We start from the raw sequence: 15,416 nt of genomic DNA, 5'->3' as shown, positions 1-15,416 counted from the left end.
CGCCTCAACCTTCCTGCCTGAAGTTTTCCGGGCCCCAATAGGCGACCATCTCCGTGATCAGTCCGGCGTCGTTGAAGGTCATCACATCGAGCGTTTCGACCCGATAGACAGGCTGGCTGCGCACGGTGCGGACGATGAAAGCGGCCGCCGCCTGATTGCCCGCGATCCGGACCGCGCCTTCAAGCGTCATTTCATTGGCTCCGCCTGAAGCGGCAAAGCCGGCCTCGAAAAAGGCCCGCAATTCTGCCTTGCCGTGATTGGCTGGCGCATTGGCGGGATCGCGCACGACCGCGTCATCGGCAAACAGGGCAAGGATGCCATCGACATCACCCATGCCTTGCAACGCGCCATATGTCACGAAGACATGACGGATATGCGCGGCGGGCGGACCTTCGGGGGCCTCGGGGGCCATGTCGTGCGCCATCTTGGGAAGCTCTGCCATCAACTGCTCCATTGTCGTTCGGGCAGAAGCAAAGCAGGATCTCTGGACCGTCGCTTACCCTGTTTGGAGTAACTTCGACCTATTGGTCGCGCTATCTCTTGCCCCCGCCGAAAAGGGAGCAGCGCTCCCCGCCGACGATGGCGGCGGGAGTGCGGCCCAGGCGAGGAGGCCGCTCATGCCCACCCGGATGCGGTGCACCAGCTGCGATTGGCGGGTCACCCGCAACTTGTCGAAAATCGATCGAAGATGCGCACGCACGGTATTTTGCGCGATGCCAAGAATTTCTGCGGTTTGGGCCAGGCACAGGCCGTTCGACAGGCTGGCCGCAATCTCTCCCTCCATCGGGGTCAGGCCGAATATTCCGGCAACGGCTTTGCCGGTCAGATTGGCCTGCCGTTGGGGGTCGGTCAGGAATATCGCTGTGGCAGGAGCAGTGCCCAGGATTGTGGATCGGGCCGGATCGAGGGGCCGGATCGCAATGCCGATGTCGCGCCGGTCCGACTGCTGCTCGACGCGCATGAATTCGAGTGTCGAACTGTTCAGCTCATGCTGCGCGGCAATATTCTTGCGAAATCTGCGGTCAGCATTTGGGCTGGAAAAGGCAAGGCGCTTGCCGACCAGCCGGATCGTGTCCCTTTCGTCCAGCACCCTTTGCGCGATGCCGTTGCAACGGACGACCTCGCCAGCCCGGTCGAGCAGGATCGTGCCTATCGAAAGCTGCTCGATGGCATTGTCATAGATATCATCCTCACCATTATGAGACTGGAAGCGCTCATAAAGGTCGAGCGCGGCGCGCAGATGGGGCACGAAGCGGGCCAGCCTGCCATGCTCGGCTCCGTCAAAATCAGCTTCTGCGTCCGAACGGCAGACCCGCAGGCGCATCTGGAACCCGCTCTGGGCCATAAGGTCCAGGCCCAATATGTCGCCGATCCCGTAATGGGCGACATAGTCGCGATAGAAGCGGCTGGCGCGATAGGCCGCCTTCCCGACAAAGTTGGTCGAGGAAACGACCTCACCTTCGGGCAGGCCGACAAAAGGATCGCAGGCGAAGAATTCGGTCGCAGTATCGATCGCAGCCGGTTCCACGTTGGGGGTCACGATCATGCCGGGTCGTTGCGCAGTCGGCGGCGTCAGGATGATCGTGGCGAACGCCGCATCGAAATGAAGGCGAATGGCAGCGAGGAATTGGGTCCAGGGGTCAGGGCCTGCGAGACTGGAATAGAGTTTGAGCAATGGGACCGAAATCCCGTCGACCTCGTTCACGCTGTCCAAGGCAGGCCTCTCCAAACATGTTTTCTCCATATTATCATCGCTGGGAAAGGCCCGACACCTCCATTTGGACTACTGAGTCAGAAAATTGGAGGATTCGCTAGTTTCGAAATCGTGCTAGCCGCAGCGCTTCATGGTCAGCGGGGAGCAGCTGAGATGAATGGCGTGAGCGAAGCAGCATTTTTTGCCTATGTCCAGAAGCTGGTGGACGTGGTGGGCCACGCGGATCGCGCTGATCCGCTGCGAGATTATTGTCTTGGCCTGATAATGCCGGTGGAGCGCAAAAATGTCGAACCATTGGCGGCGGTGACGGCGCCATCGCGGGTATCGGCGAAGCATCAGTCCCTGCTCCACTTTGTTGGTCAGGCGCCGTGGTCCGATACAGAATTACTCGCAAGGGTGTATGAATTGGTCCGACCCGGGATTACACGCTGCTGGGCTGGATCTGAACTTGCAAGACAACAGATAGATGGATTTGATCGATCCGAGCTCACGGCATTCCTTACGATGCAATGGCAATCAAGTGCCGCAAACTTGTTAGGAACTTGAACAGCGGAAGCCATCCTGGCCAGCGATTAATCGAGATCGCACCTCAAAGGCCGGACATATGAAGGCAACCGATCAGCCGATATCTGTCTAAATGTCCTGTAAGAGGGAGGCCGTCCACATATGATCATTTAGGGAAGTATGTCAGGGCTGCGGCCTTGCTCCTAATAGGCCCAGTACAGTCTGCTTGCCATCCATCCAGGCGGCCGCGACCGGGCTACGCCATGCAATCATGTCATGGATGCGTTGATAATCGTCGGCGATGTTGCGTGTAAAAACCGGCTCATGGTGGGCAATACGGTTCCGTAAGTGTCGGATTGCACGAAGGTCGCTATACGCAACGAGACGGCATTGGCTAATCGTCTGTTGTGTGGGAGCACCAGGAAAGCATGTGCGAAAGTACTTGTTCCAGATACGTGTTTCCTGCCCAACGGTGAAAATGTTTTCCCAGAATGCGAATTTGAGTTCGGCTATGATCTTGCCCGTCGTCGGGAGCCGTGCCGCGCAGGCCTGAAGATCATTGGCAGGAGTGTAATGGAAATTCTTCTTCGGTCGAGGAAGGCTGCGGATAAAACCGTTGCTCCAAGGCCATGTCGCGCCATGGACCATCTCGATCCCCTCCGCTATGCCATTCCGGATCGCAACTTCGCATACTTGCAAGGGCACGATAAGAGCCGATGAGAGGGCGAGATTCCACTCGTAAAGTTCGAGGGCCTTTATTCATCGCCTGGAGATAGGTGGCAAAGCGGGGCCCCGAAATGACATTAGGCAGCTCGTGAAGCTCGTCCTGAGTGAAAGGCAAGATCGGTTTCCTGTTGGCAACCTATTGACGAGATCGTCAACAGATCTATATAAAGATGCATCGGCTTTGAGAACGCGGGCTTATGCCCCCCCCTCATCGTCTAAGGATATTAAGGCTCGCCGTGAGGCGGGCCTTTTTATTTTTGGGTCTGCTCATGCGACGGAAATCCGCCATTTCGGTACGACAACAGCTTAGAGACCGTTTGAGAATGTATTGAACGCTTGGCGTGTGTGTGATTCAAGCTCGGGATGTGGACCCGAGCGAGCCGTAGCCGAATGGCAGGATTTGAGAAACGATCGAAGCGTTACCCGACCGATCTGACCGACGAGGAATGGCGGTTCATCCAGCCGTTCCTGCCGCCGGTGCCGAAGCGGGGGCGCAAGCCGACGACCGATCTGCGCGATGTTCTCGATGCCCTGCGCTACCTTGCCCGGACAGGCGGCGGCTGGCGGATGCTGCCGAACGACTTTCCGCCTTGGCAAACGGTCTATTGGTGGTTCAGGCGGTTCGTCCGCCGCCTGCTGTTCCGTACGATCCACGACGTTGCCCTGATGCTTGACCGCGAGCGCGAGAACCGGGAGCAAAGTCCGACCGCAGCGGTTGTCGATAGCCAGTCGATCAAGGCGCCAGCAGCAGAAAAGCGCGGCTTTGATGCCGGCAAGAAGATCGTCGGCCGCAAACGCCATATCGCAGTCGACACCGATGGCAGGCTGCTGATGGTCAACCTCACCACCGCCGACATCTCCGACAGCGCCGGTGCCCAGGCCATTGTCGCAGCCATCCGCAAACGCTGGCCCTGGCTCAAGCACCTGTTCGCCGATGGCGCCTATGACCGTACCCGCCTCATGGACGCTGCCGTCTATCGCGACTTCGTCCTCGAAATCGTGCGGCGCACCGATAAGGAGCCGGGCTTCAAGGTGTTGCCCCGACGATGGGTCGTCGAGCGAACCTTCGGCTGGATGACCAGATGGAAGCGCCTCGTCCGGGATTACGAACGACGCCTCGACGTCTCCGAGGCGATGATCCACGTCGCCCTCGGAAGCCTTATGCTTCGCAGAATCGTCCATCCATGACCATTCTCAAACGGACTCTTACATAGACCCAATGGCCAATGGATCAAGATGGTTGACGTCCGACCATGCTCTCGCAACGCTCCTAGCAATCCTACGCCCCTATCGACCTTTACCGCAAGGCGCGCAGTGACATGGCCGAAGGTGGGGCCAGCACGCTGTTCCTCTCCCTCGGATCCCTCAAATGGAAGAAGAAACCGGAAGATGAGGAAAGTTATCGGGCGCCGCTGATCCTGCTTCCCGTCAAGCTGGAGCGGAAAAGCGCGCTGTCCGGCGTCGTGATGACGCATCATGAAGATGATCCGCGCTTCAACCTGACGCTGATCGAACTGTTGCGTCAGGATTTTGAACGCAGCATCCGGTCCAGGAAGGGCCGCTCCCGACTGACGAGAGCGGCATCGACGTGACGGTGGTCGGGAATGTCGTGCGCAGGGCGGTGCGCGACATACCCGGTATCGAAGTCGTGCCCGACGAGGTGCTGGGCACATTTTCTTTCGCCAAATATCTGATGTGGAAGGATCTGGTCGACCGGGCTAATCTGCTGAAACAAAGCCCCGTGGTTCGCCACCTCATCGACCGGGACGGCGGTGCGACGCGAACTGGTGACGCCTTTCCCAAACCGAAAGTTCTGGACGGCAGGATCAATCCCGTCGATCTGTTTACGCCCCTACCTGCGGACAGTTCGCAATTGGCTGCCGTCGTGGCCTCAGCCAATGGGCATAATTTCCTGCTTCCCGGCGTGAACAGTCCGGCTAGTCAAATTGGGGGAAGTGGCGCCAGCCCATCTTCGTTAGCCCATGATCCGACACGCGGTCACTCGCGGTAACGCATGAAGGAGAGAAGAATGATCCTGAAGGACAAGGTGGTGATCATCACGGGTGCTGGTCCGGGCATGGGGCAAGCCCTTTGCCGTGGCGCTGCGGCAGAGGGCGCGAAGGTCGCGATTTCGGCCCGCTCGGCCGATGCAATCGCTGCGATTCGCGATGACATTGTTGCAGCCGGGGGCAAGGCGATCGCCGTACCGACCGACGTCAGCGACGTGTCTCAATGCCAGCGTCTGGTCGATGAGACGCTGAAGGCATTCGGACGTGTCGATGGCTTGGTCCATTCAGCCTATTATCATCCGGACTGGACCCCGCTGGAAAGTGCGGACATAGATCAGATCAGCCGCGCGCTCGACGTGATCGCCGTGGGCGGCCTGCGTATGGCGCAAGCGGTGATCCCGACGATGCGCAATCAGAAATCCGGATCGATCGTCAATATTTCGACGCTGGCGACCCGCAAGCCCAATCCGGGTGAAGGTGGCTATGCCATGGGGAAATCGGCGCTGGCCCAGCTTTCGCGCCAACTTGCCGTCGAGCTGGGCGGCACGGGCATTCGTGTCAACACCGCGCTGATGGGCTGGATGGACGGTGCGCCGCTCGACAATTTCTTCGCCAGCTTGCCCGACGGTGGCGAGGCGCTGCGCGCGGAAACGGCGGCGCGTATTCCGGTCGGCCATATTCCGCCGGACAGGGATTGCGCCAAGGCGGTCTATTTCCTGCTGTCGGACTATGCCAGCGAAGTCAGCGGCGTCGCGCTTGATGTCAATGGCGGCGATTGGGTTTCGCCCTGATCGAAGAGGAGATCGGCCATGACGAGCATCGCCAATCGCGACCTGTTCATCAGGATGCTGACAGCGCTGGGCGCCAAGGATTTCGAGACGTTCGAGGCGTGTCTTGCAGAAGACATCCTGCTGGAATGGCCCTTTCCGGTGATGGAGAGCTTTCCACTCGAACGGCGAGGTGCGCGCTGGTTTCGCGAGATGCTTGAAATCAGCTGGCGCGACTTTGATCCCTATGCCTATCGGATAGAGGCCATTCACGACATGGCGGCCGGCGATATGCTGATTGCCGAATATAGTTCACGCAGCCGCTACCTGCCCACGGGCGCACCTTATTCGAATCGCTATGTGTCGATCGTCGAATTTTCCGGCGGCCTTATCAGCCGTTGGCGGGAATATCTGAACCCGCAGGTGATCGCTCAGGTGCTCGGCACAGGCGCGCAATGGAATGGGGAACCCGGCCCGGTTTCGGGAGAGAAAATATGAGGGAAGGGCGATTTCCCGAGGGCTGCGTCCTGGTGGTCGGTGGCAGCGGCGGGATTGGGGCCGCCGTGGCGAAATGCTTCGCCGACGCCGGAACCGATGTCGCCATCACCTATTACAGCAAGCCAGCTGTGGCCGGCCGGGTGCGGGACGAGATCGGCGCCTTGGGGCGGAAGGCGACTTCGCACCGTGTCGATGTCCGCGATCCCGGCGAAGTCGAAGTGGTCATCGATCAGGCCATCGCCGAGCATGGCCGGATACACACCGTCATTTGGGGGGCCGGCCCATTGGTTGATCAGCAGATTCTGGCCGATACGACGCATGAGCAGTGGAGGCGGGCGATCGATGTCGAGGTGCATGGTTTCTTCAACGTCGTAAAGGCCGCGCTTCCACATTTTCGCACGAGCGGGGGCGGATCGTTCGTCACGCTTGGGTCGGCGGGGCATGACCGTTGGCCGGATAAGGATGGCCTCTCGGTTGCGCCCAAGGCCGCCAATGAGTCGCTGGTGCGCGGCATAGCCCGTGAGGAAGGCCGGCATAATATCCGGGCGAACAGCGTCCTTGTCGGCGTCATAGAGGCAGGCATGTTCCTCGAACTGACCCGGCAGGGGGTTTTCTCGCAGGAATGGGTGGACGAGGTGCAGAAACAGCTGGCGCTGAAGCGCTGGGGGTGCCCGGAGGAAATCGGCCATGCGGCGGTTTTCCTGGCTTCCCGTGAGGCCGCCTATGTCACCGGGCAGACGATCAGCGTGTCTGGTGGGTTCGGCATCTGACCCTCGTTCCAACCAGTCGATATTCAAATTGATCCCGCAGTCTGATCGCGGCTGATTTCAGGAGAGTGACCTATGGCATTCGCGCATCTGCTCCAGCCGGGGCGGATCGGTTCCATGGAATTGCGAAACCGCATTTTCATGACGCCGATGGGCTCGAACCTCGCCGATGAAGACGGTATTTCGGGTGAAAGGTTGCGAGCCTATTATACGGCCAGGGCCAAGGGTGGCGCTGCGTTGATCACCATGGGCTCGGTCTCGATCGGTTTCCCCGAGGGATCGAGCAACTGGCGGCAGGAAGCCGTGTCGGACGAACGGCATGTGCCGGGCATTCGGGCGATCGCCGACGCCGTCCATGCACATGGTGCGAAGCTTGCAGTTCAGCTTCATCATGCCGGTCTTGTCGCAATGAACGACATGCTTGCCGGTCGTCCCATCTGGACGCCGTCCGTTCCCGCCGTCGGCAAGAGCGACGGCGATATGATGGAGGGTTTCCTTGCCGACGAGTTGGCGATCTTCACGGCGCCTTTCGCCAGCATGGGGGAACCTCGCTATCGCGTGATGGATCGGGATGACATCGCCTATATCGTCGACCTGTTCGCGCGCGCCGCCGTCCGGGCAAAGCAGGCGGGTGTCGATGCGATCGAGATTCATGCCGGCCATGGCTATCTGATTTCGGCCTTTCTCAACCCGCTGATCAATCAGCGCACCGACGAATATGGCGGGACGATCGAGAACCGGACGCGTCTGCTATGCGACATCATTCGGGGCATACGTGCGGCTGTGGGGGCCGATACTCCCATCTGGCCCAGGATCGACAGCCAGCATTTCCTGATCGACGGCGGTATCACGGTCGAGGATGCCGCTACGACCGCTCGACTGGCGCAGGAAGCGGGAGCCGATGCGATCCATGTCTCGGCCGATGGCCATCCGGGCAGGGGCCTTACCTACTCCACGGGGCATGCCACCGATATGCGCAACGGTTTTGTCGAGGCGGCCGCCCGGATCAAGGCTGCGGTCGGCATACCCGTCATCTGTCCCGGCCGGATCGAACCGGCCGATGGCGACCGTTTCATTGGCGAAGGCAGGCTCGACTACATCACCATGGGGCGCAAGCTGCTTGCCGATCCCGATCTGCCGAACAAGCTGGCCAGCGGTGACAGTGCGGGCATCCGACCCTGCATCTATTGCTACACCTGCATCAGTCAGATCTTCTTCTCCCGCCCGGTCAAATGCGCGGTCAACCCGGAAACCGGGTTCGAGCGCGAGCGGGCCTTGAGGGTGGCGGTGAAACAGCGGAAAATTGCCGTCATTGGTGGCGGACCCGCCGGTATGGAAGCGTCGCGACGGCTGGCGGCGCAGGGCCATCGGGTGACGCTGGTGGAAGCGAGCGGTACGCTGGGCGGGACCGCGCGTTTCGCATCGATCGCCTATGCGCCCAATGCCGGTATCGTGAACTGGTTGCGGCGCGAAGTTTCGGGCACATCCAACATCACTCTTCGTCTTGGCACGGAAGCGACCGTCGAACTGATGCAGAGGCTGGCGCCCGATCATGTCGTCGTGGCAACGGGCGCGCGCAGGGCCATGCCCCCCATTCCGGGTGCCGATCGCGATTTTGTCTTCAACGGTGATGAAATGCGCAGCTTGATGCTGGCGCAGAATTTGGAATCGCTTGACGGCAAGGTGAACGCCACCACGCGGCTCGCGGTTCGGCTGGGGCGGTTGACGGGCCTGACCAATCGACCGGAGTTCGTGAGGGCGGCGAGCCGGCGCTGGATGCCGTTCGGCAAACGGATCGTCATCATCGGCGGCGAACTGGTTGGCATGGAACTGGCCGAATTTCTGGCGCAGCGCGGGCGACAGGTGACGATCATCGACCAGGCCGATCGCCTGGGCGCTGGACTACAGGTCGTGCGGCGTTGGCGTGTCCTCGACGAACTGCATCATCTGGGCGTCACGATGCTGGCTGATGTCCGGGATGTCGAGATCGGCGATCACCTTGTGCGCTACGCCAATCCCGCCGGGCAGCTACGCACGCTCGCCGCAGATCATGTCATCGTCGCACAGGGAGCGACCGGGGACACATCGCTGGCGGAGACGCTCGCGGTTGCAGGCTTTTCGGTTGATGTCATCGGGGATGCCAAGGGCGTCGGCTATATCGAAGGCGCGATGCAGGACGCCGCTGAACTGGCGCGGAAATGGGGAGAAGAGATCGTATGACGTTCGGTTTTTCCGACCGATTGGTCCTCGTCACGGGAGGGAGCAGCGGTATCGGCGCCGCGCTGGCGCAGGCGGTTTCTGACGCGGGCGCCCATGTCACGATCACCGGCACGGCGCCGGATGGCGGGGCATATGACGCTTTGCCGTCCCACGCCCGTTATCTGCCGATGAACCTGCTCGACCGCGCCAGCGTGGAGGCGGTGGCCGATGCCTGCCCGAAGCTCGATATCCTGATCAACAATGCCGGGCGCACCGCGATACCGGAGGATTTTGACGCCGCGATTGATGCCGGTCTGAAGGGCACTCATGCCCTTACCACGGCGTTGTTGCCGAAACTGGCGGAAAGCCGGCACGATGGTGGCGGCGCGGTGCTTTCCATGGCCTCCATGACGGCATTTTGGGGCAGCACTGTCCTGCCCGGTTATGGCGCGGCGAAAGCGGGTCTGCTCATATTGACGCGATCGTTGGCGCAGGCCTGGGGCGCACGAGGGGTGCGCGTCAATGCTCTGGCGCCCGGTGCCATCCGCACGCCGATGACCGCTGCGTTTGCGGACGACCCGGTTTATGGGCCGGGCACCGCGTCGCGCATTGCGCTTGGCCGCTGGGGTGAGGCGGAGGACATGGTCGGTCCTGCCCTGTTCCTGTGCAGCGGTGCGGCGCGCTATGTGACAGGGGAATGTCTGTCGGCCAGTGGCGGCTATATGATCGCGGACTCCTGACAGAGGTGCAAAACGGACTGGAGTTGGACGAAGGAATGGCGCTACGATCGGAGGAAACGTTGTTGAGAAGCGGTTCCGCCGGAGAAATTGAGTTGGGTATTCCTGTTGATCCGGTGGAGAGTTTCTCGACACTTGTTCTGAGCCTGAACACGTCGCTGGTGAGTGATAACCCCTGGCGCCGCTTTCTTCTGGAACTCAGTGCCCAGATCGATGCCAAGCATGGCACCCTCATCCTCGTCCCGCCTGATGCGGGCGGGCGTGGCACGATGATTACGCCCACATCGACGCCGCAGGAAATTCAGGAATATATTGACCGCTATCTGCTGATCGATCCGTTCGTGCGCTTGCCCGAGGGGCAGGTCGTTGCGCATTATGAATATATCGGGCCGGCCGCGCTCGAAAATGTACCGCCGGACTACAAGGAGTGGCTGGGGTCGATCGATGCTTCGCATATCCTTGGGGTCGACCTGCGGCTGGCAAGCGGGTTCGAGGCGCGCCTACGGCTATCGCGGGCGCCCGGGGGGGATGCTTTCACCCCCGATGAGAGGCGCTGGGTCGAAAAGATACTGCCGCATCTGCGCCAGGCGCTCGAAATCTATCAACGGCTGGAACTCTCCCGGTCCGAGCGGGCGGTGATGATCGACACCGTGGAGCAGTTCTCTGTCGGCACGGTTCTGCTTGATGCCGCTTTTTCCGTCCTCAAGGTCAACGAAGTCGCGGCGTCGATTCTGGCCGAGGCGGATGGGATGAAGCTCGCGGACGGCAAAATCCTGCTTTCCAACGCCGAAGCCGACCGGGATTTCAATGTTCTGTTGGCCGAGGCGCGAGAGGCACCCGCTGGCGCGCGCAACTTGTTCCCGGTCGAGCGGCCTTCGGGACGTGGTGATATCATGGTCATCGTGCAGCCGGTTCCGATACCTGAATTCATGCATGCAGGGGCTGTGCCTGCGGTGGCGCTGCTGATTACCGACCCGGCGCGCAACCGGCAGATTGACGGGACGACGGTCTGTCGGCTGTTTGGGCTAACGCCGACCGAAGGCGCGATTTCGGCGGCACTGGCGAACGGGGCGTCGGTGGGTGAAGCGGCGCAACAATTGGGGATCGCCGACAATACGGTACGCGCGCATCTGCGCTCGATATTTTCGAAGCTGGGCGTCAACCGGCAACTGCAGTTGGTGCACCTCATTCACACCAGTTTCCCCGAAACGCTATCGGCCAGCTGAGCCCCTGCCCTTTAACGGCGGAGACCGGGAGCGTTCGACGGTAACAGTTCATAATCGTTTGATTATAAGAATTGCTCTCCTTTGGTCCGCGTCGCTCGAGGACGGGATTGAAGGGGTGTCGGCGCGCATCTACTCCATTTTGACGAGGTCAGGCATCAGCCGATGTGCAAGACCGCTTCTCCACGCAAATGGATGATCAGGCGGCACCGGACAGATCCACAGGAGCGGATGAATGGGTTCACTCGAAGGCAATGTTGGGATTATTGCCGCCGCTGCATCCGGCATGGGGTGAACCGCGGCGCACGCGGACGAATGGGGCAACAATCACATAAGGTTCAAAGGACGCATCCAGCCGACGCCGGATGGCGATCCCAACATCAAGGAGCGAGGATCATGGTCAGACTGTCACATCGCGGGATTTGCGTGAGCGATATTGCGGTATCGGAGCGGTTCTACCGGGAGGCGCTGGGCTTCGAGCCTTATCAGGATCACGGCATCATCGAAGGCCCCGACATGTCCAGGACCATGGAGATTCCGGATGTCCGGTTGCGGGCGGTGATGCTCAAGCGCCCGGACGGGCCGGTCATCGAACTGCTGCAGTTTCTGAATCCGCCAGCCACCGGCGCCCGCGAAAAGCGGTCCACCCTGCAATATGGCCTGGTGCACATATCCTTCTATGTGGACGACATCGACAGCTGGGCGACGCGCATCACCGAGGCGGGCGGCACGGTATATGAAGAAACCAGGGCTTATTTCGCCGGTAACACCACCACCTTGCTTTACTGTACCGATCCGGATGGCGTGCGGGTTGAACTGATGAATGCGCCGGGCGAAGCGGAACGATTTTCTCATAGCGGTATCTGTGTGGATGATATCGAAGTCGCCGTCTCTTACTATGAGGCGCTCGGGTTCGTGCCTGCGGAAAACTATGTCCTTGATGAGGGCTACGACTGGCTTGGCGTGATCAACGAAGTGCCAGGGATCAAATTGCGTGCCCAGATGGTGCGGGACCCGGAGGGCAACACAATCGAGCTGTTGAAGGTATTTGAGCCGGCCAGCTTTGGATCGCGCGAACGCCAGCCGCTCAACCGGTTCGGTCTGACGCATCTGGCCTTTTGGGATGACGATCCGACCGCCACGGCAGCAATGCTGACCGATCGGGGCGGTTACTTCGTCGAAGAGGCCCATGTGAAGACCCCCGCCATCGAACTGATGCACGGCGCCGACCCGAATGGTGTCCGCATCGAACTGATGCGGTTACCGTCATCTGTCGGTTCATGACTGGAAACTGAGACTGCAAAGTTCCGGTCGCTGGTTCTTGGATCCCAGCCATGGCTGGCGGTGCGGAAGGCGGGCGCTCTGTGGGAGGGGAGCGACCGCTCCCACAGCTTGGCTGTCCGCCAGTCGTTGTGGTCAGCAGTGGCCTGGAAAATTCGAACCCTAGTCTGTTTTAAGGTATTGGCCACACGGCCGTAGCGTGAAACTGTACGCCTGCCACCGACATAAACGGGGCGAATCGAGAGGGAGGATTTTATGCGAAGCTTGCGCGCAATTCTGGCCGCCTCGCCAGCGGCTCTGGTGCTTTTGCCTACAGGGGTATTTGCACAGAGTACCGTCCAGCCAGCCCCGCCTCAACTGGCGACGCCGACCAGCGATATCATCGTCACCGCCCAGCGCCGCGAAGAACGCGCGCAGGACGTTCCCATCGCGATCAGTGCATTTTCCGGTCAGCAACTCGAGCAGCGAAATGTGAAGCAGGCGCAGGATCTGTACGGCAGCGTACCGTCGCTGGTCGTCGGCAATCAGGGGCAGGCGGTGCGCGATGTACAGTCCTATTCGATCCGCGGCCAGTCGACCGGCTTCCTGGCCTCGCCCGCCGTCGCAGTCTACCTGGCCGAAGTTCCATTGCCTGCGTCGGTCAATTTCAACTTGCAGGGTTCGCCTGGCATGTTTCTCGACCTTGAGAACGCCCAGGTGCTTGAAGGACCGCAGGGCACGCTGTTCGGCCGTAACACGACAGGCGGCGCGGTTCTGCTCGTTCCCAAAAAGCCTACGAACAAGTTCGAGGGCTATATAGAGGGCACCGCGGGGAATTATAACCTGCGCGGGATCGAGGGCGCGATCAACATTCCGATCATCAGCGACGTGCTGATGATCCGGGCCGCCGGCGCCTATCGCGATCGCGACGGTTATACGCAGGACCTCGTCTGGAACAAATCGCGCGACGATGTCCATTATTATACCGGCCGGATCGGGGTCATGTTCCGGCCGACCGAGCGGTTCGAAAACTATCTGATGGCCTATGGCACGAATTCGGACAATAATGGCGCAGGGCATATCCATCGGGGATGGAATTATGATCTGTTGAAGGCGGTCGGCTTCTGCTCCGACACCGTGCCGGTTCCGGGCCTGGGCGTGTCATGCGACGTCTATCGCCGCCAGACGCAGATCGCCGACCAGAACGGCCCGCGCAAGACCCGCAATGCGGTCGACGAGTTCGCCAAGATCAAGAATTGGGGTATTACCAACACGACCTCCTATGAACTGTCAGACGAACTGACGCTCCGTAACATCGTCAGTTTCCAGAAGCTGAAGGACCAATTCACAGTCGACCAGGACGGCACGCCGATCCAGCAATATGACACGTTCATTTTGAACAACCGCTTTCCCAGTGCCCCGATTACAGGGCTTTCGGAATTCGGCCTCCCGCTCACGCCGGGTAATGCCTATGTCAATGCTGACCCCAGCTTCAACCTGCCCGAAGACAATATCAAGCAGTTCACAGAGGAACTTCAGATACAGGGGAACATGCTGGACAAGCATCTGACGTTCACGGCTGGCGGTTTCTATTATAACGCCAAGCCGGATGGTCTGTGGGGGCGGCATAATCTTAATTTCTGTCCGGCACTGTTCACGGGTCTGTGCGGCCTTGGCAGCGCGTATAGCGGCGTCACGAACAAGTCGAAGGCGCTCTATGCGCAGGGCACGTTCGACTTCGGCGCGGTGTCGCCCGCACTTGAAAATCTGCGGCTGACCGCGGGCTATCGCTATACCTGGGACACGGTCAGCGGCTTCTCCTCCAGCTGGCGGCCGAACAGCGATCCGACAGCGCCGGGGACCGTCATCTGCAGCTCGACCGGGGCGATCAAGCCGGATGCGACGGCGCTCGCCGATTGCCGGTTCGACACGGTCTTGAAGAGCAAGGCGCCAACCTGGACGTTCGGGCTGGATTACAAGCCGGTTCAGAACCTGATGCTCTATGGCAAGGTCAGCCGGGGCTACAAGGCGGGCGGCATCAACACCTTCGCCGTGCATGTCGAGACGGAATCCTTCCAGCCGGAGAAGCTGACCAGCTATGAGGTCGGCTTCAAGTCCGACTGGCATGTGGGCAGCATGCCGGTCCGGCTCAACGCCAACTATTATTATTCCGACTATAAGAATGTGCAGCGGCCGGCGGGCGACTTCAACCCGGCGACCGGCGCGCAGGGGGCGCAGGTGCTCGGCGCTACCGCACGGATCCAGGGCTTTGAGGCGGAAGGCTCGATCCGTCCGATCCAGGGGATCGAGATTGGCGGGAACATCAGCTACACCGATGCGAAGTACAAGAAGTTCGAGCAGGTGGTGCTCTCGCCCGCCGGACAGATCGCCTGCAACAGCACGATCGTCGGCGGCAATGTCATTCCGGTCCCAGAGGGCAGCGTCGCCGACTATAGCTGCAACAAGTTCCAGTTCGTCACGCCATGGATCATCAATGCCCATGCCACCGTGGACATCCCGATTCCGGAGCGGCTCGGCGCGCTGTCGGTGTTCGTCAACTACTCGCATGTGTCGAGCCAGAACACGTCCCCACTCAGCCCGCCGTCCATAGGAGGAGTGCCGGTCGAGCCGGGCGTGTTGCTGGAAGGCTATGGCCTGCTTAACGGATCGATCGACTGGCGGAACATTGGCCAGACCGGGGTGGATGCCAGCCTGTTTGTCACCAACCTGACCAACAAGCTCTATCGCGTCAGCAATTCGGGTGTTTTCCAGACGCTGGGGGTCTGGTCGGAGCTGTATGGCGAACCGCGCATGTACGGGTTAAGGCTGCGCTACCGCTTCGGTGGCTGATCTGGTTGGAGGGGGCTGGCCTGTCAGCCAGCGCCCTCCAATCCTTCCGCGAGTGTGAACAGGGCTTGATCGCGACGCTTGACGTCGGATCGGGCCGATGGGCGGAGTTTAGGGAATGGATGCGACCGCCCGGTTGTCGCTTATCACGCACGGCGCGGGCAT

The 15,416-nt window shown here is 60.5% G+C and carries 15 protein-coding genes; 12 read left to right on the top strand and 3 right to left on the bottom strand.

Annotation, left to right across the window (positions count from 1 at the left end; genetic code table 11):
* Positions 1-4 precede the first annotated feature (4 nt).
* Both HUK73_RS20855 and HUK73_RS20850 read right to left on the bottom strand, forming a co-directional pair.
* Positions 5-442 carry a nuclear transport factor 2 family protein gene (locus tag HUK73_RS20855; RefSeq protein ID WP_255326467.1) on the bottom strand — a complete coding sequence of 146 codons (438 nt, stop codon included), beginning with the start codon at positions 440-442 and terminating at the stop codon, positions 5-7.
* Positions 443-496: 54 nt separating this feature from the next.
* Positions 497-1,705, bottom strand: coding sequence for a helix-turn-helix transcriptional regulator (locus HUK73_RS20850; protein WP_369805624.1), 1,209 nt, complete (start codon positions 1,703-1,705; stop codon positions 497-499).
* Between the two features lie 162 nt (positions 1,706-1,867).
* Between HUK73_RS20850 and HUK73_RS20845 the strand changes: the two genes are divergently transcribed.
* Positions 1,868-2,260, top strand: coding sequence for a transposase (locus HUK73_RS20845; protein ID WP_176593756.1), 393 nt, complete (start codon positions 1,868-1,870; stop codon positions 2,258-2,260).
* A gap of 141 nt (positions 2,261-2,401) precedes the next feature.
* Here the strand turns inward: HUK73_RS20845 and HUK73_RS20840 are convergent, their stop codons facing one another.
* A complete protein-coding gene (locus HUK73_RS20840; protein WP_255326466.1) occupies positions 2,402-2,866 on the bottom strand; it encodes a hypothetical protein in 465 nt (154 codons plus the stop codon).
* 441 nt (positions 2,867-3,307) lie between these two features.
* Between HUK73_RS20840 and HUK73_RS20835 the strand changes: the two genes are divergently transcribed.
* The 11 genes from HUK73_RS20835 (at position 3,308) to HUK73_RS20790 (ending at position 15,254) form a co-directional block, all read left to right on the top strand.
* Positions 3,308-4,132, top strand: coding sequence for an IS5 family transposase (locus tag HUK73_RS20835; RefSeq protein WP_176593755.1), 825 nt, complete (start codon positions 3,308-3,310; stop codon positions 4,130-4,132).
* Between the two features lie 131 nt (positions 4,133-4,263).
* Positions 4,264-4,536 (top strand): DUF4011 domain-containing protein, encoded by a 273-nt coding sequence (locus tag HUK73_RS26935; protein ID WP_255326465.1) that lies wholly within the window; start codon positions 4,264-4,266, stop codon positions 4,534-4,536.
* Positions 4,533-4,955 carry a hypothetical protein gene (locus HUK73_RS26930; protein ID WP_255326463.1) on the top strand — a complete coding sequence of 141 codons (423 nt, stop codon included), beginning with the start codon at positions 4,533-4,535 and terminating at the stop codon, positions 4,953-4,955. The genes HUK73_RS26935 and HUK73_RS26930 overlap by 4 nt, the downstream gene beginning before the upstream one ends.
* A gap of 18 nt (positions 4,956-4,973) precedes the next feature.
* Positions 4,974-5,744 carry an SDR family oxidoreductase gene (locus HUK73_RS20825; RefSeq protein ID WP_176593754.1) on the top strand — a complete coding sequence of 257 codons (771 nt, stop codon included), beginning with the start codon at positions 4,974-4,976 and terminating at the stop codon, positions 5,742-5,744.
* An 18-nt stretch (positions 5,745-5,762) separates the two neighbouring features.
* Complete coding sequence (locus HUK73_RS20820; protein WP_176593753.1) at positions 5,763-6,218, top strand: nuclear transport factor 2 family protein; 456 nt, start codon at positions 5,763-5,765, stop codon at positions 6,216-6,218.
* Complete coding sequence (locus tag HUK73_RS20815) at positions 6,215-6,988, top strand: SDR family NAD(P)-dependent oxidoreductase (RefSeq protein WP_176593752.1); 774 nt, start codon at positions 6,215-6,217, stop codon at positions 6,986-6,988. The genes HUK73_RS20820 and HUK73_RS20815 overlap by 4 nt, the downstream gene beginning before the upstream one ends.
* A gap of 72 nt (positions 6,989-7,060) precedes the next feature.
* Positions 7,061-9,205 (top strand): FAD-dependent oxidoreductase, encoded by a 2,145-nt coding sequence (locus HUK73_RS20810; protein WP_176593751.1) that lies wholly within the window; start codon positions 7,061-7,063, stop codon positions 9,203-9,205.
* Positions 9,202-9,924 (top strand): SDR family NAD(P)-dependent oxidoreductase, encoded by a 723-nt coding sequence (locus tag HUK73_RS20805; RefSeq protein WP_255326462.1) that lies wholly within the window; start codon positions 9,202-9,204, stop codon positions 9,922-9,924. The genes HUK73_RS20810 and HUK73_RS20805 overlap by 4 nt, the downstream gene beginning before the upstream one ends.
* A gap of 92 nt (positions 9,925-10,016) precedes the next feature.
* Positions 10,017-11,147, top strand: a complete 1,131-nt coding sequence (locus tag HUK73_RS20800) for a LuxR family transcriptional regulator (protein WP_176593749.1) — start codon at positions 10,017-10,019, stop codon at positions 11,145-11,147.
* Between the two features lie 162 nt (positions 11,148-11,309).
* On the top strand, positions 11,310-12,428 hold the full coding sequence (locus HUK73_RS20795; protein WP_369805585.1) for a VOC family protein: 1,119 nt from the start codon (positions 11,310-11,312) through the stop codon (positions 12,426-12,428).
* A 252-nt stretch (positions 12,429-12,680) separates the two neighbouring features.
* Positions 12,681-15,254, top strand: coding sequence for a TonB-dependent receptor (locus HUK73_RS20790; protein WP_176593747.1), 2,574 nt, complete (start codon positions 12,681-12,683; stop codon positions 15,252-15,254).
* The last annotated feature ends 162 nt before the right edge of the window (positions 15,255-15,416 follow it).

The sequence above is a fragment of the Sphingobium sp. EM0848 genome, from assembly GCF_013375555.1.
GTDB lineage: Bacteria > Pseudomonadota > Alphaproteobacteria > Sphingomonadales > Sphingomonadaceae > Sphingobium.
This window is presented reverse-complemented; position numbering and strand designations above follow the sequence as displayed.